Here is a 25,198-nt window from a genome sequence, read left to right as displayed (position 1 = left end):
TTCAACTTTTCAGTCGAAGTTGTTTATGCTACAAGATTTAAGCCGCTGCCCTTACCTTCAACTGCTCGCGAAGCGGTTTTCGCTCCGGCGCTGTCGATCGGTTGCAATGGATCACGACTTTTTCCACCATAGCCTTTGATGTTTTGGAATTCGCCAAAAGATTCTCTGCGTCCCTGGTTACCAAAATTATCATTAAATTGGTTCCAGAATTGACGAGCCTCTTTATTGTTTTGGCCTTGTCCATTCATGTTCGGCTGGTTTTGAGTCGCGGTATCCGTCGACGTAGAATTCACTACATCAACCTTTACATTTTCCATTGATAGCTTGTGAGCAGCAAGACTGGTTTTCAGTTCAGCTAGACTAGACTCGATAGTCTTCTTAGCTTCCTGAGTATCCGCCGACATCTGCAAATTCACTTTGCCATCTTGAAGCATGACTTTGAGGTGAATCGTTCCCATGCCCTCTGGGGTCATTTCGACTTTCACTTCACCGCCACCGTTTTTGATCAAGTATTGTGCTTGATTCATCAACTGCTTCACGGCCGCTTCGTTTTTCTCTCCCGCGACTTGCCCTGGAGCTACCGGCGCCATAGGCGTCATTGGATCGAATTTCAAAGCTTCACCTTTCAAAGGCTGCGCTTGAAGTCCCTCCAATCCTGTCATCGTGGATTTGAACTCTGCAGATTTTGCGGTCAGTTTGCCTTTTGCAGCTTCCTTCTCCTGCCCCATTCCCTGCTGCATGAACTCTTTTGAGTTTTGCATCAAAGACTGACCTTGAGATTCATTTTGGAAGAATTCTTGAGCCGCGGCCTTGCCTTGAATGTTATTCATTTGAGGGCCCTGAAGAGGCTTCTCCATACGAGGAGCTTCCAATGCCTGCATGAACTCTTCGCTCAACTCTGGCGCATCCTCCGCCTCACCACCGGCTGCTGCTGCCTGCTGAGAGGCTGCGGCTTTCTTGGCAGCCAAAGCCGCAAGAAGGGCTGGTGACATGGCATCCTTCATTTGCCCCTGCAAGTGCGGCGGCAATTCCGGCATTTTCATCTGCGGAGCTTCCGGCATTGCACTTCCTGGCACTTCTGAATCCATAGCTGAATCGGTCAAATCCATGCCCTCTTCGCCATCATCCATGCTCATTCTTTGCGCCAAGTTGCCATCAAGAGTTGGCATTGCAGTTTGTTCTGCGGCAGCCTCAGGCTTCATCCAAAACTTTTTATTGAAGCTCTCTAACGAGGTCCCCAAGGCATTTTGTTTTTCCTGAGCTGCAGCCACACGCATCTGCATGTTCTGTGAAGACGACATGCCAAGACCCGCCGCCATTTCTGGGGGAGCCTTTGGAGATTGTGGCGTTTGTTGCAGTTGAGTCAAAAGTGCCGCGTACATTGCGCGAGCTTTATCAGCTTGCGCATCATCAAGGCCTAATTTATCAACCACAGCATCTGCTGTTGCTTCTGGGGATTCTTTAAGTTGGCTGTCGTCCAGCTGGGCCATCGCTTCCACGAGTCGCGTGGGAGGGATCTCAAATTCACTCTCGAAGGAGTCCATGAATTCTTTAATGGCCTGTTGTCGATTTGCCGACTTTTTCTTTAAAGTCCCATCTGGCTTTGCAACCTTTTGTTCCGCTCTGTCTTCAGGCTTCTGAGCTTTATCCTCTTTCCGAGAGTTCGATTCTTTTGAATCTCGGGCTGAATCTTTTGCTCTGACTTCCTGCCTTGGTAAATCTTTCGTTTCTTTCTGAGCTCCTACGGATATTTTATCCTGCAGGGCTTTTCCGAACGAAGACTCGGAGCTGGAACCTTTGAGGTTTTTTTCTATCGCCTTATCCGGCGAAGACCTCAAATCGGTCGCACCCACCATTGGGGGGCCGACTATATTTGCTAACAAAACTTCCTCCTTCCATGGACAAAAAGTATTTGTATTTTATCGAACTGCTAACGTCGTTTGTAACCCGCATACTTCTCAGAAATGATCTGAGCTTTTTCAGGTTTCAATAAATTCATGATATCAGCAGCATTTTTCTTTTTCATACGACCAAGTAGCTCAACCACCAAATCCTCGTCCATCGTCTCAAAGACTTTAGCCGCTTGGGGTGCCTTCATATTCGAGTACATCTGTACCAAGGTATCGATCTTCTGGTCATCAGCCTTGACCCGCTCTTCCAACATTGACGAGATCTTACCTCTCATCTCTTCAAGTTCTTTGAGGCGTTTATCAAGTTCCACTTTTTGAGTTTGCAGTTCAGTTTCCTGGCGTGCGAGCTCTTCTTCGCGGGCATCCAGTTCTTTTTTGCGATCATTCAATTTCGTCAGATGATCAAGATCCTCTGCGGTCATAGCAGCAGAAGTTTTCGGTTCAGCAGCAGGATCGCGTTCTTCTTTTCCATCCGCCGTTTTTTCTTTTACCGCGGCCTCTGGCTTTGCTGGAGTATTTTCTGCGACAGCCTCACCAGTCATTTGAAATTCAACACGCTTTACAAGACGTTCAACTTCGTCATGGTTCTGGAATCCCCAAAGAGCCACCAACAAACCAATGAAGGAAACACCCATCATTTTCCAAGGTACTTTTGTTCTCTTCTTCTTCTTTGGAGCGGTCATCTTCATGCGACGACGGATCTGTTGTTCAATATCTTCAGATGCCAAATCAAGATGCAAACGTGGCGCGGAGGGATTCTTATGGAATTTAACTCCACCATTTTCGTCGGCGACCTTGCGAGCATTTTTAAAGAATTGATCGTATCCGCTTTTCATCGACTCAAGATTCCTTCACAGCTTTGAAGCGCAGGATAGCCTGCTCATCCATTTCTTTCTGATCTTGGGAAATACGCTCAGCTTTATAGGCCTCGAACTTATTTTCCTTCATCTTCTCCATAATTTTATAGTCTAGAGCGGCTTGTCGCAAAAGCTCTCTCTTGGCCTCGACCAATTTCTCGACCTCTTGAACCTTAACGACTTGATAGGCAATACGGATTTTCTGTCCTTTGAGGTATTCATGAATCTGCGAAAGGGCTGGACCTTGGGCTCCGCCCATCTGAGTGAGCTCTCCGGCACGATTGTGAGCGTCCTGAACGTCTTGGTACATTTTGTCGAGCACGGCTTGTTGCTCATTGAGCTGGGTAACGACCTCTTGAAAGTCCTTCTGCGCCAAGTTTTCCTTGAGCTTGCGATGTTCTAAAACTTTTTGAAGAGGAAACTTAAACTTCACAATCAACTCCGGGCATCCTGCCCTTAAAAACTCAAACAATGATAGCAGGCTGTTCAAAAAGGTTCAGCCGTCACCCGAAGGGGATCGCAGAGCGATCCACGCGGAGGTTCATCCCCGCAGCGCAGGCGTGCTTCATGCACGTCGGAGCGAGGAGATGATCCGACAACGCCGTCGGATGGACCTTTTTCAACAGCCTAAGCGTTAATTAGAATCTGCTGCATCATTCTGACGGTACTATTGAAGTTGGTCGGGTCTTCGACTCTTTGTTTTAGGAAATCGTTGACCTGATCAATGACTTTTACAGCTTTATCAATCTTTGGATTTGAACCCGGCTTATAAGCACCGATGTTAATCAAATCCTCGGCATCTTTATAGACTGCCAGAGTCTCACGCAGTTTTTGTGCAAGTTTCACGTGCTCAGGGGAAGAGACGGCCTTCATAACACGACTCGCACTTTGCATGACGTCAATTGCCGGGAAGTGACCACGTTGGGCCAAAGCACGACTGAGCACGATATGGCCATCCACGATCGAACGCACAGAGTCCCCGATAGGATCATTCATATCATCACCCTCTACGAGAGTGGTGTAAAAGCCTGTGATACTGCCTTCGCCTTCGAAGGAACCGGCGCGCTCCAACAACTTAGGCAAAGTCGCGAACACACTTGGGGTGTAACCTTTTTGCGAAGGTGGCTCTCCGGTACTGAGACCGATTTCACGTTGAGCCATGGCAAAACGAGTGACCGAATCCATCATCAAAAGTACATTCTTACCTTGCGAACAGAAGTACTCAGCCATTGCCGTTGCGACATAGGCTCCACGCATTCTAAGTAAGGGACTTTGATCACTGGTCACACACACCACCACAGAGCGGGCCATGCCTTCCGGGCCCAAATCATGCTCGATGAATTCGCGAACCTCACGGCCCCGCTCACCGATCATGGCAATTACGTTCACGTCAGCATTGGTGTTTCGGGCCATCATCCCCAAAAGGACGGACTTACCCACACCAGAACCCGCCATAATTGCGACACGCTGACCTAGACCAGCGGTTAATGCTCCATTAATAGCGCGAATCCCTAAATCAATAGGTTCGCGAATAGGCCGGCGAGCCAAGGGGTTTTTTACTTCACTGTACAAAGGAACTTCACGGAAATTTTCGACTTCACCCTTATCATCCAACGGGCGACCCAAACCATCCACAACGCGACCGAGAAGCTCTTCGCCGGCTCGAACTGTTGCAATTTGACGAGATAGAATGATTTTAGAGCCTAAAGCGACGCCTCTCATATCATTGAGAGCCATCATCAGAACATGCTTGTCTTTGAAACCAACGACTTCCGCCAAGAAAGTCTTTTCCATCCCCGCGGGAGCGATTTGCACAATGCTGCCAACACTGGCACCGGGAAGGTAACCCTTGATAAGCATCCCATTCACTTCCGTCACCTTGCCACTATCGCGAGTCAAATGGACGGTATCAATAATATCAGAATACTTTTCCAGATTGATTTCAAGTTCACTCATTAGACTGCAATCCTAGGTTTTACCTTAGGCATATTTTCAGAAAGAGTTGTCCAAAGTTGTTGCACCCGTTGTTCAACACGGGCATCGACTTCCCCATAATTCGTCTCTACGATGCAGCCGCCATCATTGACGTCGGCATGGGGTTCAAAACGGATCTTTTTGGTAAATTCAAATTCGCGACTGGTTTCTTTTTTCAATTCCTCAAGGAATTCGAATTGAGACTGAGAAACATGGACCGTGATCTCTTCTTCATCCTGAGCCAAGCCGACCGCATCGCGAAGGATCTGCACCATCGCTTCGTTATTGCCTTCCAACTGGGTTTTCGCAATGCGCGCTGCCATCTGGAATACCAACTTCATCAAATGCGATTCATTGAAAGAAGCCATCTCTGTCTTCAATTCTTTCACGCCCAGAAGAAGCTGATCCAATGAACCCATGCGTTCCGCAATTTCAGCGGACACCTTTTCGAAGGCCTCTTTGCGACCCTCTTCAAGGCCTAGCTCATAAGCCTGTTGATAAGCTTGCTCTTGAATCTCTTTAAGCTTTTCAAGGGCTGCTGCCTCAACTTTTTCTTCTTCATTTACTTTTTCAACTTGGTCAACGCCAGTCTGAACACGAACGGCATCGTTCATGCGGAAATCAGAACCGCGTTGTTTTTCATTAATGTACTGCATGGCTTGATTCGGCGTACCCAAATCAAAGCGCATTGGTACAAAATCCAAAACCGACTCATCAGCCAATTCTTTGGATAGAACCGACTTTGCCTTACGGATTTGAGAACCATTTCTAGTGTTGCTGCTGCCAACACCACTACCTGATCCGCTGTTAGAGCCGCTATTAGACCATGGCATCTTCTGAACCGCCTCTTGCAATTAGGATTTTGCCTTCCGCCTCTAGGCGACGAGCCGCATTGACGATCTCTTGTTGTGCAGACTCGACGTCTGACAAACGAGAAGGTCCCATGTTTGACAAGTCTTCGCGCAACATCTCGGCCGCACGAGCAGAGATATTCTTGAAGACCTTGACGCGGATCTCTTCGCTCGAAGTTTTGAGAGCGAGAAGAAGTTTGTCGTTCGGAACCTCTTTGAGAAGAGTTTGAATTCCACGGTCGTCGATTTTGACGATGTCGTCGAAGACGAACATAAGTTTGCGAATCTCTTCCGCCAAAAGAGGATCTTTCTCTTCCAGGCGAGACATGATCGCAGTCTCTGTGTTCTTGTCCATAACGTTGAGCATTTCGGCCACTGGTTGAACGCCGCCCAAACTTGCCTGCTCGACTGTTGCGGTATTTGATAATTGATTTTTCAACACACGATCGATCTCGGCAATAAGCTCTGGATCGACGTGTTCAAGGTTTGCCATACGCAGAACCACTTCGGCTTGAAGAGCTTCTGGAAGACGTTTAAGAACCTCACCTTTTTTCTCGGGCTCAAGATGCGCCAAGATCACAGCCACAGTTTGTGGATGCTCATTCACCAGGAAGGTCGCCAATGATTTCGCATCGACCATCTCCAAAGATTCCAAAGAACGCGAACCACCGGAAGTAATATTCAAACCCCCAAGGATACCGCGGGCTCTTTCTTCACCGAGGGCGTCGACGATGGTATCTTTCGCAGAGATACTTTCAGAGAAGATATAATCTTCAGTCTCAGAGATCATTTCATAGAACTCTTCCAACACACGCTTTGTCACGTGAACTGGAACGACACGCAGCTTGCTCATCTGATTGATCAGCTTGCGAATGTCCGCATCATCCATACGGCGCAAAAGAACCTTCACCGCATCGCGGCCCAGATAGTTAATAAGGATTGCGGCTTTATCAAAGCCCTTTAGATTCTCATACTCGATATTCTCGGCTCTATGAAGTTTCATTAGCCATCCTTCCTAACCAGCCACATACCAAAGGCATTTGCAGCTTTCTCTTCATCGCGGCCCATCGTGGCCATGATGCGATCTTTGAGCAATTCACTTTCCGCTTTTTCTGGATCAATAGATTCCTGCAAAACAGGAAGAGCTGTGGACATACCAGGAAGCGTACTATCAACGGATTGCAATTCTTCTAGTTCTTCAATTGTACGAGGCAACATTTCCTCCACAGAGTCCTGGAAACTATCGGTAATCCATTGCATAAATGGACGGACGACGATGAAGAAGAACAATGCCAAAGAGAAGCCCAACAAAGCCCACTTGAACAAAGCGTGGATCAACTTTTTACGCTCTAGTGTCGTCAGGATTTTTTCTGCTTCAGAGAAGTCTTCCGGTTGGAACTGAATCGTTTCAATTTTTACGCTGTCACCACGTTCAGCTTTAAACCCAATAGCATTCTTTACGAGGTCTTCGTACTTCTTAACTTCTTCAGCAGAACGAGGCTGCCATTTCGTTTCCGTTGTACCATCTGGCTTCGTTGTCGTTACAGCAACGCCGTCAACCACAACGGCAACGCTCACGCGCTCCAAATTACCAGCGGTCTCTTTGATATTACGAACGGTCTTAGGAACTTCGTAGTTGATCGTTTTCAACTCTTTTTTAACATCTTGTTTAAATCCAACTTGGCCGTTGTTATCTTCAGCCCCTGGAATATTGGAACGAGACCCTGGGACACCGGAAGGATTTGTTCTGGCTCCATCCAAAGACTCTTCTTCAGATTGTTGCGATTTGATCGCGGTTTTATCCGGGTCCACCATTTCTTCCACTGAAGAAATGACTCGATGATTTAAAGTGGCATTTACTTTTGCGACAACTTTGGCGTGACCTACAACTTTAGAAAGAATGTCTTCAATACGCTCTTCAAAGTCGCGCTCTACTTTAGCTTTCAGATCCATGAGTTCATTCGAACCACCCGTTGAACCGTCTGAAGCACGAGTCAAAACTTTTCCGCGTTCATCAAGTACGGCAACTTTATCCGGATCCATGCCTTCAACAGCATTCGCCACCAAATAGCGAATACCACGAACTTGGTCCGCGTTCAGCTCTTTGCCCTGGTGCAGCTCAACAACCACCGAAGCAGACGCCTGTCCACCATCCTCAAGGAAAGTCTTTTTTGCTGGAAGAGCCAAGATCACTTTTGATTGCTTAACCGCTGTCAAAGTGTTGATCGCTCTCATCAACTCACCTTGAAGGGCTCTTTGATAATTGATCTTTTGAGCGTAAGAATTTACACCGAAATCCTGCTTATCGAAAAGCTCAAGACCGATATTTCCCATTTTTGGCGAGCCAATCTCTGCCATCAAAGTCATTTGGGTCGAAGCCAAAAGTTCTTTAGGGATCGCTACTGTCTTGCCACCATCACGAAGTTGGAATGGAATATTTTTTTCATTCAACTTCGCTACGATTGTCGAAACTTGCTCTGTCGGGATATTTGTAAAAAGAGGTACATAGTCCTTACCCGACGCCATGAAAAACATCGTGGACAAGGCCACAAGGGCAATGACAGAAACTGCAATAACTGAAAGCCTCTTGGTTGGACCGAGATTCTTAAAGAACTCACGAAACTGGACAACCAATCCACCGAAAATCTTGTTCAAGGTAACCCCTACCCTCTTGTCAACACTCCGAATCCTTCAGAGTGGGCAAACATACTCAAACTACAAATCAAACAATCAGTAAATCACACTTGCATTTTCATAACTTCAGAATACGCATCAATGATCTTGTTACGTACTTGAACCATCACTCTCAGCGCGATGTCCGCTCTTTCAGCGGCGATCATCGCACCAGCGACGTCATCTGTTTTTCCTGTGGCAACGTTCTGAGCAAAAGTGTCAGAAGACTTTTGCAACTCATTCACAGAACTAACAGCATCTTTCAAAGTGTCGGCGAAGCTCTTACCAGTATCTGATGTAGAACTAATCGATGAAGGTCCCTCGACAGACAAAGACTTGGAATCACGGATGTTTCCAGTGTCGAGAAATCTATTGGCATTTGATACCGTAAAACCTTCCATGGCTTCACCTCTCCCTAATAAAATAGTAATCTAAACGTTGTTAAAATTCCTGCTTTTTTAGCCAGGTCTAGGAACTATCTTCCTATCTCCAAAGCGCTCATGGCCATATCTTTTGACGCCTGCAAAGCAGAGACGTTTGCCTCGTAAGAACGCGATGACTGTATCATATTGGTCATCTCTTCCATGAGGTTGATATTAGGATAAGCCACGTAACCATCTGGATTTGCATCAGGATGATCCGGCTCATACTTCAACAATGGCGCCTTGCGATCCGAGATCACATCGCTGACCTGGACCCGCTGCATGTTTCCATGAGGGTCCGAGCCCGTAATGATTTCGCCAAAATTTTTGGCATCAGGCATCGCTTCAAAGACCACGTCTTTTCTGCGATAGGGGCCACCCTCCGGAGTCTGGGTGGTATTAATGTTCGCAATATTGCTGGCAATGGTATTCATGCGCATTCTTTGCGCTGCCATACCACTACTGCTAATTCTCATACCAGTTAAAAAGTCAGCCATCCTGGCCTCCTATTAAAAAATCTACCGACCGTCGCCCGCTGCGTATTTAAGTGCCGCCATTTTTTTATTGATCAATTGAAGTGCCGTTTTGTACATGATCGCATTCTCTGACAAAGCCGACATTTCTTTCTCAAGGTCTACGGTATTACCGTCATTATTCACGGCCCCTTCAGGGTTCTCGTAAATATCGGGACGGGTCTTGGCAACGGATACACCACCCACTGCAAAGTGCTCTTTGCTGCTAGTGCTCAGACCGTTTGCGCCATCCATGTCCAGAGCGCGCCCCAAAGCCTCTTCGAAATCCATTTTTTTCGCATGGTATCCCGGAGTCTCTGCGTTCGCGATGTTCGAAGACGTCACATTGTGACGAAGCTGCCTCATGCGCATGGAAGTCGCTAAGGCATTTGTGGTTTTATCGAAAAGATCACCACTCATACGACACTCTCCTTGTATTCATTGAGTTTGTTTCTCAGAGTTCTGATACTAATTCCCAACATTTGAGCTGCACGGGTGCGATTCTGCGCCGTCAGTTCCAAGGTCTGTAAGATGAGACGCTTCTCAACCTCAGAAAGGGACATTCCGGGAGCAAAATCCACCGACATATCCTCAGCGACGGCCTCAAACTGAATAGCTTCAGGGCCAATCGTTGAATTTTTTGCAAGAACCACAGAGCGCTCAATCACATTTTCAAGTTCGCGAATATTTCCCGGCCAATTCCATGAATTCAAACGGGAATAGGCATCGGCGGCCAAGCGCAAGCCACTCTTACCGTGCATGATTTGTGAAACTTCCAAAATAAAATTCACAATATTCTGGAAATCCACTGAACGATCTTCCAAACGAGGAAGCTCCAAATGAACAACGGCAACTTTATAGAACAAATCCTGACGGAACTGATCTTGCTTTACCATTGCACGCAAATCACGGCGTGATGTCGAAATGAAACGAGGTTTTGTTCCATCCGTACGTTCTGCCAATTTCATCAACTCAGTTTGCAAAGCCGATGAAGCGCAATCCAGGTCTTCAATCATCAACGTTCCGCCGTCGACTCTTGAAAAATCAAAACCACCGGGGTTTCTGCATTCCAAAACATAAAGACGCGGAGAACGGCTTTTTGTATAGATATAACGAGCCAAGCTTGTTTTACCCACACCCGCGTCACCAACAATCAGAAGACTGGCTTGAGTTGGCGCCAACTGAAGGCTCAACTGTTTCGCCTCGTTCATTTTTCTGTCTTCGATGTGTAATGCATCAAAATCAAAGTACGACATCCACTCTCCTACTTACTTTCTTTTTCAGACATTGCTGGGATACGTTTAATATATTTCTTATAACCATCGCGCCATTCAGAGTTCTTAAGCTGTTCCTGGGCTAAGTTCTTCCAGAAACCACTTTTCTCCCCTTTAAATTCATTCCAAGTTTCGGCAGCCAATTGCATGTCGCCGCGTTTGAAATAAATTTGACCCAACTTATAGCGAATTGACGACAACGGACGCGTCTGTTCGTATTTTTCCAAAAGCGTTTGATAAGCATCAATCGCCTGATCTTTGGAGTTCTTTGCCAAGTAGATATCACCCATTGATTCCAGTGCTTTCGCATGAACGACCGGTGAAACGTGGTCAGAATCTTTCGAAAGCTTATCAATCATGCCCAAAGCCTGAAGGGCCTCATCTTTTTTGCCTTGTTTGATTTGCAGTTCCGCCAATTTCAAGTAAGGTTCCGCGACAAGTTCCGGTTGGCCTTTCCAAGTGCGAAGCAACTCGCCCAAATAACGAATAGCTGACTCATTATCTCCGCGTCTTTCCAAAAGACGAACTGCGATATTCACGCGCTCAATCTGTTCCAACTCAGAAAGTTTTTCCGGAGTCTTTACATTCTTAAGGTACTCATAGGCTTGATTGTATTTCTGCTCGTTCGTGGAAACCGCAGCAAGGCGCAGATTCAACTCATCTTCTGTAGGAACTCGTTCTTTAACACTGATCTCTTTTGCTTCCGGAGTTCCACGAATCGCATAAACTCTATTTAGGACATCTTTATAATACTTTTCAGATTCAATCGGGACTCCGGCCATTTCAAAGGCGCGGCCGACATTGAATTTTGTATCCAGACGTTTTGAGTTTTTCAACCAGCTGTCAGAATATTGATTGTGCGTTTTCAACGCGCCAATAAAGTTTCCATCATTGACCTGATCTTCCAGCTTGTTGTTGATATTGGTCACAATCCTTTGAGTCATCAAAGGAATATCAACGCTCGTTGGATGCTCTTTGTAGTATTTTGAAAGCAGTGAAATAGATTTATCAAATTCACCACGTTGGGTGTAACCATCCGCCACCATGACAGTTGCGAATTGTTCGATATTTGGAAGATCCACTTTCTTTGCCAAAGACATGATTTCTTTTACTGCATTATCCGTCTCTTTTGGTTTCATGCCCTTCATACGGGTTGACAGCAGACGCAAACGTGAAATCACCGCACTTGGATTTTCACCATAGCGGAAATAAGTTTCAAGATAGGCGCCCATCACGCGAGACTTATCCGCGCCCAGGATTTCCAGCAATTCACCCATGCGAGTCATCGCAAATGGTGCGTGTTCGCTGGATGGGAATTTTTTTACAAATTCGCGATACAAATCCAAACTTTGCGGATACTTCTGCATTCCAAACAAAGACTCCGCCTGATTGTAATAGGCATTCGGGAAGAAGGTTTGACCTTCAGGATATTTCTTCAATGCATTTTGGTATTCGCTAGTCGCTTTTGCGTAGTTCTTTGCTTTGATCCAAACATCACCACGGCGGTAAGCTGCCTCAACTTTTAAATCACGATGAATGGAATTTTTTTCGATATCTTCATACTGAGCAACCGCATCTTCCCATCTGTTCAGTCTCATGTAAGCAAGGCCAGACCCCATGCGCGCAAGGTCTTTGGACAAGGACTCTTTGCCGCCAAAGTTTTTATTCGCAATATGCTCATTGAACAGACGAAGAGCGGCAAGATTATCACCACGTTCTAGAGCCAGATAGCCAATCTTTAAAGACGTGCGCTCAGCCAAAGGTGATTGAGGATATTTCGCAATAGCTTCTTTATATTTTTGAATGGCATCTTCATAGCTCTTCGCATGCTCAGCACCTTGTGACAAAGCCAAGTGCACATCCGCAGTCATAAAGTCGATGACTTCGTTGTATTGCGACGTCGGATATTTTTCTTTAAACCACTGAACTGTTTTCAGATATACCGCATATCTTTGCTTTTCAAATAAAGTCAGAAGCAATCGAGCTTGCTTATTCTCGTCCGTCGGCTTCGGAGAGATTTCATAAATTGTCGGAGTGTTCTTAAGCTTTTCCCAATAAGACACCGGGGTCTCAAGCATCGGGAATGGGATATAATAGTTATCTTTGGCACGAATGACTGACTCTTCCTTAATATCATAAGGCTTGATCGTGAAGCGTTCGTAGTTGGGATCGCCACCATCAAAAATGCCTCTTTGAGCCGCCGAATCATTTAGAGCGACCGCAGCACCTTGATCTGCAATGGCAAGAGCATCCGCAGTCGCTGGCGTTCTGGTTTTATCAGTTTTATTTTTAGCCAATGCTTTCGATGACTTTGCTGAATCTGCTTTTGTTGTTGGTTCTTTTTTCGCAACGGATTTCTTATCCGCTTTTGCTGAAGGATTCACATAAAAGTCGACGATCAAACGTGATGGCTGATCCGTCAAATAATCAAAAGTATCAATGCTGGCACCGGATAATGTGAAGTAAACCAAGTACTTGCCATCGGGACCTTTGCGATCCACTGAAACTTGAGTCACCATTTCGCTTTTAAAATTATTCAAAGCTTGAACTGTGCTGTCATCAAGCGCAGGAACCGTCATCTCAACAACAGTCTTGCCTTTGCTTTCACTGCGTTTCACGTCGTAGTCCCAATTTTGTTGCCCCGAAAGCTCAAGATGAACAGTGTCACCTTGAAAACTAATGGCGCCATTGACGGACGCCGCCAATGCTGGAACTAGACTAAAGATCAGGCATCCTGCCACAAGAACATTACGTAAAGCGTTCACTCCTTGAACCCCTTTTCCCTTCACCATGCCAATGCACAGAGGATGCCACCCCTTTCTAAGGTCTATTGGCAAATATGTTCAAGATGGGCAAAAAGTTTCATAGAATCTTTGTCAGGCCTGACAAAGACATGACAGCGACCTTAGTCCTGATTCTCGCAGAGTGAAACAAGAACACTGAATTAATTGATAGAAAATTCCGATAGATAGGTGCTATGAGAAACCATCTAAGATTTTGCATCACATGTATTCTGCTCGGTCTCCTTTTTGGAGGCTGCGTTTCTGTCCAATTGCCTGGCGGGAAAGTCACGTCAGCCAAGGATGTGCAGCTGTCTGAACCCAAATCTCCATTTGAAAAGATCAAGGCCGTCAATGCGGACCGCGCTTGGCTGAGTTCAAAAACAGGCAACACCATTTCATACCTTTCAGAATGCGGTGGCCCCGGCGACATGAGCCTGCAAGCAATTGAAAATGAATCCTTAAGTGCCATGAACAAACTGCAAACCGTAAGTTCTGAAACTTTGATCTACAATGGTCGAGAAGCACGTCAAAGTATTTCCAAGGGCGAGCTTGATGGCGTCCCGGTGCAGATGGCACTTTTAATTTTCAAAAAAAATGGCTGCACTTACACGATGACTTATGGCGGATTACAAAAACAGTTCCCGATGGAACTCAATGATTTTGAAAAATTCAAAGTAGACTTTAAGGCACCATAATGAACTTAATGGCTCTTCCCTTAGCACCCTTCATTTACGAATTGCTGCATTTCCTGGGCGGCGTGGGAATGCTATCCCGTGAGATCTTCAAAGAGTTCTTCACGACACGTCTTTATTGGAAGCTCTTGGGCGAACAAATCTACCAAGTGGGCGTCAGATCAACTCCGCTGGTCGTCATCACCTCGGTCAGTGTCGGCATGGTCATGGCTCTGCAGTTCGGTTTGGGATTGGAAAAGTTTGGCGGCAAAATGTACGTGCCAAAACTTTTGGCTGTAACCATTCTTCGTGAAATGGGCCCCATGTTTACCAGCCTGATGGTCGCTGCCCGCGTGGGTGCAGGCTTTGCCAGTGAAATCGGCAGCATGGTCGTCACTCAACAAATCGATGCAATTCGCGCCTTGGGAACCTCTCCAATTCGCAAGATCGTCATTCCTCGTGTTCTGGCAACCTTAATTGTTTTGCCAATCCTCGTGGCCTTTGCCAACGTCGTAGGCAATGCCGGCGGCCTCCTCATCGGAGCGACAGAACTCAAATTGGATCCCAGCTTCTATCTTCTCAAAGTTCTTTCAACTTCATCCTTGTCTGACTATTTTTCCGGCTTTGCTAAAAGCTTTTTCTTCGCCCTCATCATCTCCATCCCATCTTGTTATTTTGGCTTGACCGTCAAAAATGGCACGAAAGAAGTGGGCATTGCGACAACGAAAGCAGTCGTGGTCTCTTCCATTATGATTCTTATTGCAGACTTCTTCCTTTCAAAGCTGTTTTGGGTTGTGGAGAAAATCCTATGAGTAATGAAAAACCACAAAGCTTTCTGGAAGTGATTGATTTCAAAAAATCGTTTGGTGAAAAGCAGGTCCACGACGGCGTGAGCTTCTATGTTCGCAAAGGTGAATGTCTGGGCTTAATCGGAGGATCCGGCACCGGTAAAAGCGTTCTCTTACGAAGTCTGGTGGGCTTGGAAAAGCCTGACTCGGGAAAAATTATCATTGATGGCGAAGATATCGTTCCAAAAAATGAACGCGAACTGATCGAAGTTCGCAAAAAAGTTGCCTATGCTTTTCAAGGCGGAGCCCTGTTCGACTCCATGACAGTCTATGAAAACCTGGCTTATCCACTCAGAGAACATTTCCATTTCACAGAAAAGGAAATTGCCGAACAAATTCGCGCGCAGCTTGAAGAATTTGGTCTGGATCCCTCGAGTGAAAAGCTCTATCCAGGCAGCCTTTCAGGCGGTATGCAAAAGCGCGTGGGTTTGGCTCGCTCTATGATGATGCATCCCCAAGTGGTTCTTTATGATGAGCCGACTGCGGGGCTGGATCCTTACAACACAAAAAAAATCCAAGAGTCTATTTTGAAAATGAAAGCCAAGGGCGTGACGTCAATTCTTGTAACCCATGATATGCCGACTGTTTATGCGGTCTGCGACAAGGTCGCCCTGCTTCTGAACGGACGCATCGGCGAACAATATACAATTGACAAGCTGAAAACCGAGCCCTCTGGAGCGATGACTGAATTTATTAACGGAGAGAGTGCATAATGGAATCACAAGGCAATACTCAAATCAAAATTGGAATCTACCTTGCCATCGGGACCATCTGCATTTTGGGATCGATCTTCTTCTTGGGCGCCGACAAGGCCCTCTTCAGACGATATGTAAAAATCCATGCCCATTTTGAACAGGTGCAGGGACTTGCCGTCGGCAGTGTTGTCTCCCTTTCAGGAGTCACCGTGGGTAACGTGCAGGATATCACCTTCCTGCCTGATGAAAATAAACTTGATGTTACGATGAGCATTGATGAGAAGTTCCTTAAGCGCATTCGCAAGGAATCGGCTGTGGAAATCCGCACCCAAGGCGCCTTGGGTGACAAATTTGTTCTGATCTTCCCAGGCGATCCTCGTCAACCCGAAGTGAAAGACGGAGATGTGCTTCCTTTGGCGAAAGCTTCTGATTTGCTTGGCATCCTTACGGAACGCGGGGGTGAAGCCGGAAAGATCTTTGATGTGGTGAATGAGGTTTACAAGATGGCTCACACTATCAATGCCGAAAACCGCATGGAAAAGATCATGATGAATTTTGATACAGCTTCTTCGAACCTTGCGCAGACAAGCAAAGATATTCAGAAGATCGTTGGCAATTCCAGCGGTGGCGTAAAACTGAATCATTCTATCGAAAAGTTGGATTCGATTCTTACTAAGATTGATAAGGGTGAAGGCTCTTTGGGGCTTTTGATCAATGACCCAAGCATTCACAATCAACTCAAAGCCGCCCTTGGCGGTGGCGGTACTCAACGCAAAAACCAAGTGAAAACCTTGCTTCGCACCTCTATTGAAAAGGAAGACTAGCCTTCCTGATTGGGGCCTGCAATTTGCTTTATGATCCTCGGAACGTTTAAAAACCATTCTGGAGGATCTTATGAGCAAGAATCTATTCGCAGTGGCCCTTTTTTGTCTTCATGTCATTCCCTTAAACAGCTTTGCTGCTTCAGCCTCCTCTACTGAGATTGACTCACTAGTGGAAGAGAGCCGCCCCGAAGCCCAAGCGGCCATCCGTGCTAAAATCCAAGAAAACCAACGTCTGGTTTTAGAGATCGCCAAGGTTTCCGCAGATCTCGATAAAATCAAAGCGGATATCGCCGAAAACTCCTACGCGGCCAAGAAAGATCTCATCATCGCCGGAGGAACCGCTGTTGCCACAGCTATTACATCTTATATGTTAATTAGAAAAACAGGACGCAGTGAGATGGGTGACCAAATAAATCTCATGCTTTCCATGGCCTCAACACTCGTAGGTTCTTCACTTACCATCTTTAATGGCGGCAAGGCGGGTTATCACTACATCATCCTCAAACTTGATGAAAAGAAGATCCCAGCCCTCGAGGCGACTTTGGCTGATTTGAAACAGCAATTGGAAAGACAAACAGAAGAGCTTCTGAAGTAATCCGCTGCCGATGATAAAGCTTCTGCATAAAATCCTTATTCTGGGACTTCTTCTGGTTTCTGTGGCCGCTCATGCTGCAGAAACCTGCGGGGGTATTTTTGCAGAAGACTCCTATCACAAAGTAGCATTGGATTCGGCTCTAAAAAAAGCCATCACCCCCGATGGCACCGTCAAAGGTCTTTCAACTAAGGACCTCGAATTCCTGGTCGAAAAAGTCTTTGATCAAAAACAAGGTCAGAAATACAAACCCTCCCACTATTGGAGAAAGACAGCAGAGGAAAGAACTCTGGCTGTTTTAGAACGTTATATCGGTGAAGACGTGATTCATCATGGTCTGCTCAAATACTTTGAAGAGCATGACCTGCTGGTTGATAAAACTCGATTTTATACCAAACTACAGGTCATCAATCGCAGTGGCCTTTTCAATTCGGCACAAGCAGCTTGGATCGCCTATTCGGCCGCCCTCCGAGGCACACCTCCGATAATGCTTCCGGAAGTGTTTTTCAAAATGAAGGACATGGACAAGCAAACGCTGCTTTTGAAAGGCCTTCAATCCCCCGAAGGAAAGGTGATCGCGAAACGTTATGGGCTTCGCCAAGAGGCCATTCGTGGCTACACCCTCATCAGTAAGTATTATTCACGCGTAGCGATCGCTGTACTGGCTTATGTGGTTTTCAACAAGACATTGGCAGCCTTGGACGAGGATCACAAAAAGGAAAGCGACGACGCTTTCAACGCCATAAAGGACAAATTTGAAAAAATGTTCGGTGGTGGAGAGATTGAAACAAAAGAAGATGTCCTGTTTGATACTGTTCTTGAAAAGTTCCAAAAGAAATTTGGTCGAATGCCTAATTCAGAAGAGAAGAATCAGATTTGTCTGAAAGTCTACGGCAACCAGGGTTGCCCATAAAAAAGAGAGGCTTTCGCCTCTCTAATCACCCAATTTAGTTCTTCTTAAACTCACCATTTTCATCTGTAATCAATCGCAAATCAAATGAACGATTGTTGATGATGTTTTGGATATACATCAAAGATTTGTACAGATCCTCATTGGGGAAGGTTCCAAACTTAAACTTAATTGCTTCGTTGCCCTTCGAAGAGAAGGTCATTTCGTAGCTCACCATTGAGTTTGCACGGTATGGAGGAATCATTGAAAGTATGAAACCCACTCCACGCTCTCTCCACAAAGGAATCGCCTGAAGAGTTTTAAAGTGGCGATACAAAGCTGTGCTGTCGTTCAAAGAAGAAACCACACCCACAAATGAACGTGCGATTGTCATCAACTCTGAATCATAGTCATCTTCCCATCCAGAAAAACTGTCATGTCCACGGCCGGCAGCCCCTTTTCGAGCTGGCTCCCCTGCCTTGGTCACATATTTTATAAATGCCTGTTTGTAAGCACGTTCACTCATTACTGGCAAAGTCGCCAAAGCCTCAGGGTTGATGAACAATTGCTGTCTGAAATAACCATTTACAAAAGATCCATCAGAGAAATCCCAATTTTTCCAATCGATTTGTGCATATTGATCTGCCGGAATGGTATTTTTAACTTCTTCCTGAACATGGCGGAAGTCGCGTTTAGACACGCTTCTCATCTTAACCATGCGGTAACCCGTATAAGTCACGAAACTTGCTGGAGCCCATGAATCCGTCGCGTTGAAGACGACGTTGGTTCCTTGCGCAGTTTTGTCTCCGAACAGACCAAAAAGGAACTTCGACTCGAAATCGCGAGAATAGCTATCCAACAGATATTTTTGCTCGCGATCATTGCGATCATAGTTCAAAAGCTGATTCTGACTGTACAAGAAACCCGATTTCAACTTGATGATGCTCAATCCAAGTTTGAAGTTGCTGCCTGAATCAAGTGAAGTGTTGGATCCTTTGAAAATGCGATCAATACGTCTTTGCGAAGCCGGCAAGTCGCGGTCTTCGTTGAAAATCTGTTCCACACCCGACATGTCCGTCATCAAATCCTCAGCAAGCTCCGGACGAGAAGCCGTTGGATCAATGACTTTCAAATCTTTGAAGCGAACTTTTTTAGACATCAAATCATCGAAAGATTGTGACGATTGAGAATTCTTTAGATCGAATACATAGTCCAACATGAAAACGTCGTTAGCGCTTTTGCCGAAGCCCAAAGATAAAGGCGTCAAATCAACAATTTTCTCGATTCTTCTATCAATGACTCTAAGACCGACGATTTTAAACTTCCTTGCATAATCAAGATCGATGTTTGCACCAACACCTTTTTTACGCATGGTAATTAGCTTCACACGAATCTTGTCATTCTCCATGCGGAAGATGTGGATCATGAAGTCGCCGGACAAATAGACGTGAGTGGAACCACCGAGGCTCAGTGCTGGATTTACTTCTGTGCTCGCACCGACTGAGAATACAATTCCCAATTTCGCCTGAAGGGCCACGAAGTCACCGACTTGCAAATTACGAATCGCCTTGTGGGCATTCAAAGGCAAATTCTTTAATGTGTATGGGAAAGCCTTCAAAGAATCACTTTGCGACTTAAACTGACGAGCAAAAATAATTTCCGTGTTTTGCTGAATTGTGAATCCAATCGGAGAATCATTGTCCTCAAGAATATCACCGGGATTTACCTGGGCTTCGAGTCTGTATTTATCGACTCGCGTGTAATAGCCATCAATATATGAAGGTTCTGATTCCAATTTGTAGCCAAGAGCTGTCGAGAAGCCACTGAAAATTTCACCATCGATGAGCCCGATAGATACGCCAATATCCTGCTTTGCAATTTGTTGACGAATTTTTTCGATGATCTTTGCTGGCTGCAAAAAATCCCAACCCGCTTGAGCAGGTGTCGCAGTGAACGACATTCCTAATAGTGTGGCGAATAACAATGCTGTGAACTTCAAAAGACGCTCCGTTGTTCAGTTACTAAAATGCAATGGAGCGAAGACTCTAACAAAGCTGTAACAAACGCAACTCACGCCTGGTCATGCGGATTTTCATGTAAGACCGTGTAAGTTAATGGAACATTTTGGCCAAAATTACCGGTAATTTTCATCAATAATGCCTGACATAAAACAGATACGCCGCTCCCCTTCTCCTTCGCTATCCTGCTAAAGCAACTCAACATTCATAAACAAGAGGCATAGATGAAAAAGTCTAAGAAGGGTTTGACCACAGATGCGGGCGCACCGATTGCGGACAACCAAAATTCACTGACCATCGGAGAACGAGGCCCCCTCCTCATTCAGGATTTTCAGCTCTTAGAGAAACTGGCGCGACAGAACCGCGAACGCATCCCAGAGCGAACCGTTCACGCCAAGGGCTCCGGTGCTTTTGGAACTTTAAAGATCACCCACGACATCAGCAAATATACGAAGGCTCATTTCCTTCAAAAAGGTCGCAAGACAGATATGCTTATTCGCTTTTCAACAGTCGCTGGCGAACGCGGCGCCGCCGATGCAGAAAGGGATGTCCGTGGATTCGCCATGAAATTCTACACTGAAGAAGGAAACTTCGATCTTGTCGGCAACAACACCCCTGTTTTCTTTGTCCGTGATCCCTATAAATTTCCCGATTTTATCCATACTCAAAAACGCGATCCTAAAACCAATATGCGTTCACCAACATCCATGTGGGATTTCTGGTCTTTAAGCCCCGAGAGCGTTCATCAGGTGACGATTCTATTCTCAGATCGCGGATTGCCATCCTCTTACCGTCATATGCACGGTTTTGGTTCTCACACCTATTCATTTATCAACGCACAGAACGAAAGATATTGGGTAAAGTTTCACTTTAAAACAGAGCAAGGAATCCAAAACCTCACCAACGAACAAGGCGCGGAGCTGGTGGGCTCTGACCGGGAAAGTCATCAGAGGGACCTCTACGAGGCTATTGAGAGAAAAGAATATCCTCAATGGAAATTCTTCGTGCAGATCATGACTCAGGAAGAAGCTAAAAAAACCTCCTACAATCCCTTTGATCTCACCAAAGTTTGGCCTCATGCCGATTTTCCGATGATCGAAGTTGGCCATTTTGAACTCAATCGCAATCCTGAAAACTATTTTACGCAAATCGAGCAAGCCGCCTTTGAGCCGTCCAATATGGTGCCTGGAATTTCTTGGTCGCCAGATAAAATGTTGCAATCTCGCATCTTCGCTTATGCCGATGCTCACCGCTATCGCATCGGCTCCAACTATGCACAATTGCCAGTCAACAGAGCCCGGGTCGAAGTGAATAACTACAATCTTGACGGAGCCATGCGATCCGATGTGCCGGAGTATCATGATGCCTACTATGAGCCCAACAGCTTCGGTGGACCGGTTCAGCAGGAGGACTTCAAAGAGCCATCTCTGGCCTTTGATAATCCAACTATGGATCGCTTCAACCATCGAATTGGCAATGATGACTACTCTCAATGCCGGGCTCTTTTCAAGCTGATGTCTGCGGATCAGAAAAATCAATTGATGGACAACATTGCTGAACATATGCAGGGCGGAAAGGTTCCTTTGGAAATTGTCCAACGCCAGATTGATGTCTTCCTGAAAGTCCACCCTGACTATGGATTGGGTGTTGCGGAACGTATGAATTTAAAGATCGCCGACGACAGCATGAGACACAGTCGAGATCTCCACCACCACTAGTCGAAAACTCATCAGCGAGGAGTAAAAGAAATGGCGACTTGGGAAGAATATAAAAAAACAATGCGCAATGAAGAGGATATTTTTGAGTACGCCCGCCAGGGGGATCTTCCGGCCCTGGTGAATTACCTGGCCCAAGGCGGAGACGCCAATCGCAAAAACCATAGAGGCTACTCCTTGCTGATGCTGGCTGCTTACAACGAAAGAGAAGCAGCCTGCAGACTGCTCTTGGAGGCCGGAGCTGATGTGAATGGAAGAGACAATTCCGGCAATACAATTTTAATGGGGGTTTCCTTCAAGGGTTATCCCCAGATTGCTTCGCTGCTGATCAATTCTGGAGCAGATAGAAAATTGAGGAATTGCATGGGCATGACGGCCCTTTTATTTGCCAAAACATTTCGGCGCGCTGACGTGGTAAAAATTCTTTCAACTTAGATCAAATAAAAAAGGTCCCTCCTTTCGGAAGGACCTTTTTAAGATTCTCTATCTTAATAATCTTAGAATATAGCTGGAGTCAGACAGGATGTTCAAATATCTCTGAGCAACTGCCTGTGGAAACTCATTCGAATTGAATTTGGCCTGATATTCAACGATCAGCTGATATCTTTGCTCGATATCCATCAGCTTCACTTCACGCTGTAGCGCTTGTTCTGCGATCATATAAACATGAGCACTCATATCGCGATGTACAGTCTTCAAGAATGCACCCTCTGGAGCTGTGATATACAGTTTGTAGAAGTTGGTGCCTTCGGTGTCTGCCTGGCGGAAAGTGAAGTTCGCCGCTGCAACTTCTTTACGATATTGATTAGGAGCATAATCTCTAATTTTATTCATCATATTGGAATATGCGGCCTTCGCGCGAGCTCCTTCCGGCAAGCCTTGATATTTTTTATTAAGGTCTAAGGCAATCTTAATAAGGGCATCACTCGGGAAGCGGCGACATGGCATCTCATTCTGAATCGACAAAATCAGCACATCAAAGGTTCCATTTAGCAAGTCTTTGTATGCCGGTTCAGAAACTCCTCCCGCTCTGACTGCATTGTACTGATCTCCGAAAAAGTTAATCAGTGTTAGCAAGTAAGCGGAAGTTGTATACGATCCGCCAGAGCGAATTGTCGAGATGAAATCACTCACCTGATCTTTCAACTGATTCCCCGCAAACTTTTCCTGAACGGATCCCGGCGCACTGCTTTCAGCTCGCGAAACCCAAAGTTGAATCGGGTCGAGTTTATCTTTAAGAACTGGATCAAGTGTTTTTTTACAAGAGAACTCTGGCACAGCAGTCCCCAGCGCCAGCTTAGGCGCTTCTTTGGTAGAGATCGCCTTAATCTCCAAGGCCCCCTCGCCTCCCATCGCCTCAGTCAAGATTTCGATGGCTGCAATATTTGTTTGGAAGTTGAACACTTCTGAGCTTACCGGCTGTCCCGCTTCCTCTACATAAACGCCACCTAACTGACGCACTGGGATTCTTTCATTTTTATCCGTGACGAGATTTGTCGAATAGACCTTCATACGACCCATCTTAGATTTCGCCTCAAGGCGCACTAGAGGAAGGGCTTTGGAAAGATCCAGTCGATAAATCGCGCCCCCGGAGTCACGAGTAACTTGATCAATACGACCGATACCTTCAAATTGATTTTGATTCGGTGGTGCCGGTTGAGAAGGCGGTGCTGGAGGATTTGGCATTGGAGGCGTCGGTTTTGCCTCAGGTGGTGCTGGTTTCGCCGGAGGGGCAGGCTTCGCTGGTGCCGCCGCATAAGCTCCGCTGGTCCCTATAGTGACTGCAACTAGAACTTTGCTAAAAAGTTGAAGAGACATTTTCAGAATCCTTTCGTTGGTTATTCATTTCGAGAAAATTTGTATAATTAGAAACATAGTTGTCATTTTGTTCACCTTAAAAAGCGGCCATAATGTTTCTCCTTATCGCGGCATTTTGCCCGTAAATGTCTTCAACAAATCGCACAACGCCGTCGGAACTAATCAAAGAAGTTAAGTAGACTGTGTAGACAGAGGTATGTTTTGACTTGGGAATTGGAAGCTCCGTGGACTTGGATAAAACCTCCCCGGGGCGCGCCATAACCGCTTCAATGGTTTTGCGATCCCAAGGTGTGTCCTCTAACAAATATTCTGCAAGATCCAGAGGCTTTTCGAGACGAATGCAACCCGAACTGAGTTGGCGCATGGGCTCATTAAAAAGCTCTCGCTGATTGGTGTCATGCAGATAAATCGCATACGAGTTAGTCAAATCGAACTTCAGTACTCCCAGCGCATTTCCCAAGTGTGGCAACTGACGAATTTGAATATCGGGAGTCACCCGTCCTTCGCTAATGCCCAGCCAATCCACTGTGGTCGGATCAATCTTCCGTTTAAAGTCGCTATCCCAAACTTCATAGTTGTGAGAAGTGAAGTACTGATAGATTTGATCCTTGGAGAGATTCTTCAGATCATTGACCTTGTCTTCACTGAAGATCGTCGGAGGAACCACCCAAAACGGATTGATAATCACACGCAAAACTTCATCCTGCATGGTTGGAGATTTTCTGGCGGGGCGACCGTTGACTGTGCGGAAAGTCATTGTTCTTATCCAGTCTGTCGAACCGTCATAAAGAACGAAGTATGAAAACGCCAAATTGACAAAGATGTAGCGATCTTCAAAATACTGCGGAAACCAGCGCATCTTTTCCATGTCAACCTGCAGCTGGCGAACGCGATCCATGCAAGAGACACTCAAGTATTTCCATACTTTTCCGTTTGGAGAAATCAATCCATCCGGTTTGATCCTCATATTCCATTGAATATCGCTGACTGCATTTAACAGATCACCATCAAATAAATCATCTGCGTTCGTCATTTTATAGCCCAGAAGAGCCAGGCGTTTCTTAATGTCGACTATCACTTTGTTTCGGGCATACAAACGAAGTGTCGTGTTGACGGGAGTGATTTCAGTCCATGCGCCGCTTTGACAAACCGGATATATTTTTTCCATCGCTTGTTTAACTGCAAAGTATGGAGGATTCCGAGGCGCCACCAGATCAATAAAAGCGGCGCTCTTTCTTCCCGAGGCATATGCCACTGTCATCAGCTGCTGGGGTGTTAAAAACTCTCTGCGGATGAACTTCACGTCACGACCCGCAGATTGCGGATCCACACTTCCTCTATACACATCTTTCAACAGACGGAGGAACATTTGGTTCGCAGCAGGTCGTAAGGTTATCTCCAAACTTCCTCCACGTTGATAGATTCCTTCAAGCTTGTCCGTCCAATAGAATTGTGGATTGAATCCATGCTTCCATACGTCCAAAACAGCCTGGCGCATATCCTCGAGTTCGAACTGATTCAAAACAGAGCTATAGTCTGAGTTCTCGCGAATCGGCTGACTCACTTGAAATTGAGCATGAGATACTGAAGTGCAAAGAGCTATCAGGATGGAAAGAAAAACTCCCCCGGCAAGAACGACTTCCTTACGACCCATAATGATTGTCTCCTAAGATGATAATCGCTGAACTTTGGTATTGGCTGATAATTCTGTCTCGATGCTTTGAAAAATCGAACTTGTATTCGGGGAAGTTGCGTAAAATCACAGCTCCCCATGCGGACTCACAAACCCCGTACGGGCCTTTTAAGTCACTGTCGAAGTATTTGACAGCTCAGCTACAACTCATTGCTTTTCGAATGAGAAAGACTTTTGCA

23 protein-coding genes are annotated in these 25,198 nt (G+C 45.9%); 8 read left to right on the top strand and 15 right to left on the bottom strand.

Annotated elements, in window-relative coordinates:
- Positions 1-23: 23 nt before the first annotated feature.
- The 12 genes from NWE73_RS03240 to NWE73_RS03185 form a co-directional block, all read right to left on the bottom strand.
- Positions 24-1,883 (bottom strand): flagellar hook-length control protein FliK, encoded by a 1,860-nt coding sequence (locus NWE73_RS03240; RefSeq protein WP_277576838.1) that lies wholly within the window; start codon positions 1,881-1,883, stop codon positions 24-26.
- 47 nt (positions 1,884-1,930) lie between these two features.
- The gene (locus NWE73_RS03235) at positions 1,931-2,746 is read right to left on the bottom strand and encodes a magnesium transporter MgtE N-terminal domain-containing protein (RefSeq protein ID WP_277576837.1); all 816 of its coding nucleotides are present in this window, start codon (positions 2,744-2,746) and stop codon (positions 1,931-1,933) included.
- Between the two features lie 4 nt (positions 2,747-2,750).
- A complete protein-coding gene (fliJ, locus tag NWE73_RS03230) occupies positions 2,751-3,200 on the bottom strand; it encodes a flagellar export protein FliJ (protein WP_277576836.1) in 450 nt (149 codons plus the stop codon).
- Between the two features lie 194 nt (positions 3,201-3,394).
- Entirely contained in the window at positions 3,395-4,723 is a 1,329-nt protein-coding gene (locus NWE73_RS03225; protein ID WP_277576835.1) for a FliI/YscN family ATPase, read from the bottom strand.
- Entirely contained in the window at positions 4,723-5,574 is an 852-nt protein-coding gene (locus NWE73_RS03220) for a FliH/SctL family protein (RefSeq protein WP_277576834.1), read from the bottom strand. The genes NWE73_RS03225 and NWE73_RS03220 overlap by 1 nt, the downstream gene beginning before the upstream one ends.
- The gene (fliG, locus tag NWE73_RS03215; RefSeq protein ID WP_277576833.1) at positions 5,561-6,595 is read right to left on the bottom strand and encodes a flagellar motor switch protein FliG; all 1,035 of its coding nucleotides are present in this window, start codon (positions 6,593-6,595) and stop codon (positions 5,561-5,563) included. The genes NWE73_RS03220 and fliG overlap by 14 nt, the downstream gene beginning before the upstream one ends.
- Positions 6,595-8,247, bottom strand: a complete 1,653-nt coding sequence (fliF, locus tag NWE73_RS03210) for a flagellar basal-body MS-ring/collar protein FliF (RefSeq protein WP_277576832.1) — start codon at positions 8,245-8,247, stop codon at positions 6,595-6,597. Before fliF ends, fliG begins: the two co-directional genes overlap by 1 nt.
- Positions 8,248-8,330: 83 nt before the next feature.
- Positions 8,331-8,666: a flagellar hook-basal body complex protein FliE gene (fliE, locus tag NWE73_RS03205; RefSeq protein WP_277576831.1), complete on the bottom strand. Its 336-nt coding sequence runs from the start codon at positions 8,664-8,666 to the stop codon at positions 8,331-8,333.
- Between the two features lie 74 nt (positions 8,667-8,740).
- Positions 8,741-9,184: a flagellar basal body rod protein FlgC gene (gene flgC / locus NWE73_RS03200; RefSeq protein WP_277576830.1), complete on the bottom strand. Its 444-nt coding sequence runs from the start codon at positions 9,182-9,184 to the stop codon at positions 8,741-8,743.
- A gap of 21 nt (positions 9,185-9,205) precedes the next feature.
- On the bottom strand, positions 9,206-9,619 hold the full coding sequence (gene flgB, locus NWE73_RS03195; RefSeq protein WP_277576829.1) for a flagellar basal body rod protein FlgB: 414 nt from the start codon (positions 9,617-9,619) through the stop codon (positions 9,206-9,208).
- Entirely contained in the window at positions 9,616-10,455 is an 840-nt protein-coding gene (locus NWE73_RS03190) for a sigma 54-interacting transcriptional regulator (RefSeq protein ID WP_277576828.1), read from the bottom strand. The genes flgB and NWE73_RS03190 overlap by 4 nt, the downstream gene beginning before the upstream one ends.
- Before the next feature lie 8 nt (positions 10,456-10,463).
- A complete protein-coding gene (locus tag NWE73_RS03185) occupies positions 10,464-13,238 on the bottom strand; it encodes a tetratricopeptide repeat protein (RefSeq protein WP_277576827.1) in 2,775 nt (924 codons plus the stop codon).
- A gap of 212 nt (positions 13,239-13,450) precedes the next feature.
- On the opposite strand from NWE73_RS03185, the gene NWE73_RS03180 reads away from it, so the two are divergent.
- From NWE73_RS03180 to NWE73_RS03155, 6 genes are all read left to right on the top strand, one after another.
- Positions 13,451-13,951: a hypothetical protein gene (locus tag NWE73_RS03180; protein WP_277576826.1), complete on the top strand. Its 501-nt coding sequence runs from the start codon at positions 13,451-13,453 to the stop codon at positions 13,949-13,951.
- Entirely contained in the window at positions 13,951-14,739 is a 789-nt protein-coding gene (locus NWE73_RS03175) for an MlaE family ABC transporter permease (protein ID WP_277576825.1), read from the top strand. Before NWE73_RS03180 ends, NWE73_RS03175 begins: the two co-directional genes overlap by 1 nt.
- The gene (locus tag NWE73_RS03170) at positions 14,736-15,488 is read left to right on the top strand and encodes an ABC transporter ATP-binding protein (RefSeq protein ID WP_277576824.1); all 753 of its coding nucleotides are present in this window, start codon (positions 14,736-14,738) and stop codon (positions 15,486-15,488) included. The genes NWE73_RS03175 and NWE73_RS03170 overlap by 4 nt, the downstream gene beginning before the upstream one ends.
- Positions 15,488-16,294 carry an MlaD family protein gene (locus NWE73_RS03165; protein ID WP_277576823.1) on the top strand — a complete coding sequence of 269 codons (807 nt, stop codon included), beginning with the start codon at positions 15,488-15,490 and terminating at the stop codon, positions 16,292-16,294. The genes NWE73_RS03170 and NWE73_RS03165 overlap by 1 nt, the downstream gene beginning before the upstream one ends.
- Positions 16,295-16,364: 70 nt before the next feature.
- Positions 16,365-16,889 carry a hypothetical protein gene (locus tag NWE73_RS03160; RefSeq protein WP_277576822.1) on the top strand — a complete coding sequence of 175 codons (525 nt, stop codon included), beginning with the start codon at positions 16,365-16,367 and terminating at the stop codon, positions 16,887-16,889.
- Between the two features lie 10 nt (positions 16,890-16,899).
- Positions 16,900-17,799, top strand: coding sequence for a hypothetical protein (locus tag NWE73_RS03155; RefSeq protein ID WP_277576821.1), 900 nt, complete (start codon positions 16,900-16,902; stop codon positions 17,797-17,799).
- Positions 17,800-17,833: 34 nt separating this feature from the next.
- Here NWE73_RS03155 and NWE73_RS03150 read toward each other — a convergent pair whose 3' ends face one another.
- Positions 17,834-19,774 carry a hypothetical protein gene (locus NWE73_RS03150; RefSeq protein WP_277576820.1) on the bottom strand — a complete coding sequence of 647 codons (1,941 nt, stop codon included), beginning with the start codon at positions 19,772-19,774 and terminating at the stop codon, positions 17,834-17,836.
- Positions 19,775-20,017: 243 nt separating this feature from the next.
- Here NWE73_RS03150 and NWE73_RS03145 point away from each other — a divergent pair, with 243 nt between their 5' ends.
- Entirely contained in the window at positions 20,018-21,511 is a 1,494-nt protein-coding gene (locus NWE73_RS03145) for a catalase (protein ID WP_277576819.1), read from the top strand.
- Between the two features lie 30 nt (positions 21,512-21,541).
- Positions 21,542-21,943 carry an ankyrin repeat domain-containing protein gene (locus tag NWE73_RS03140; protein ID WP_277576818.1) on the top strand — a complete coding sequence of 134 codons (402 nt, stop codon included), beginning with the start codon at positions 21,542-21,544 and terminating at the stop codon, positions 21,941-21,943.
- Positions 21,944-21,991: 48 nt separating this feature from the next.
- Here NWE73_RS03140 and NWE73_RS03135 read toward each other — a convergent pair whose 3' ends face one another.
- Both NWE73_RS03135 and NWE73_RS03130 read right to left on the bottom strand, forming a co-directional pair.
- Positions 21,992-23,326, bottom strand: coding sequence for a beta-sandwich domain-containing protein (locus NWE73_RS03135; RefSeq protein WP_277576817.1), 1,335 nt, complete (start codon positions 23,324-23,326; stop codon positions 21,992-21,994).
- Between the two features lie 76 nt (positions 23,327-23,402).
- Positions 23,403-24,980, bottom strand: a complete 1,578-nt coding sequence (locus NWE73_RS03130) for a L,D-transpeptidase family protein (protein ID WP_277576816.1) — start codon at positions 24,978-24,980, stop codon at positions 23,403-23,405.
- Positions 24,981-25,198 lie beyond the last annotated feature (218 nt).

The organism is Bdellovibrio svalbardensis (assembly GCF_029531655.1).
Lineage (GTDB): Bacteria > Bdellovibrionota > Bdellovibrionia > Bdellovibrionales > Bdellovibrionaceae > Bdellovibrio > Bdellovibrio svalbardensis.
This window is presented reverse-complemented; position numbering and strand designations above follow the sequence as displayed.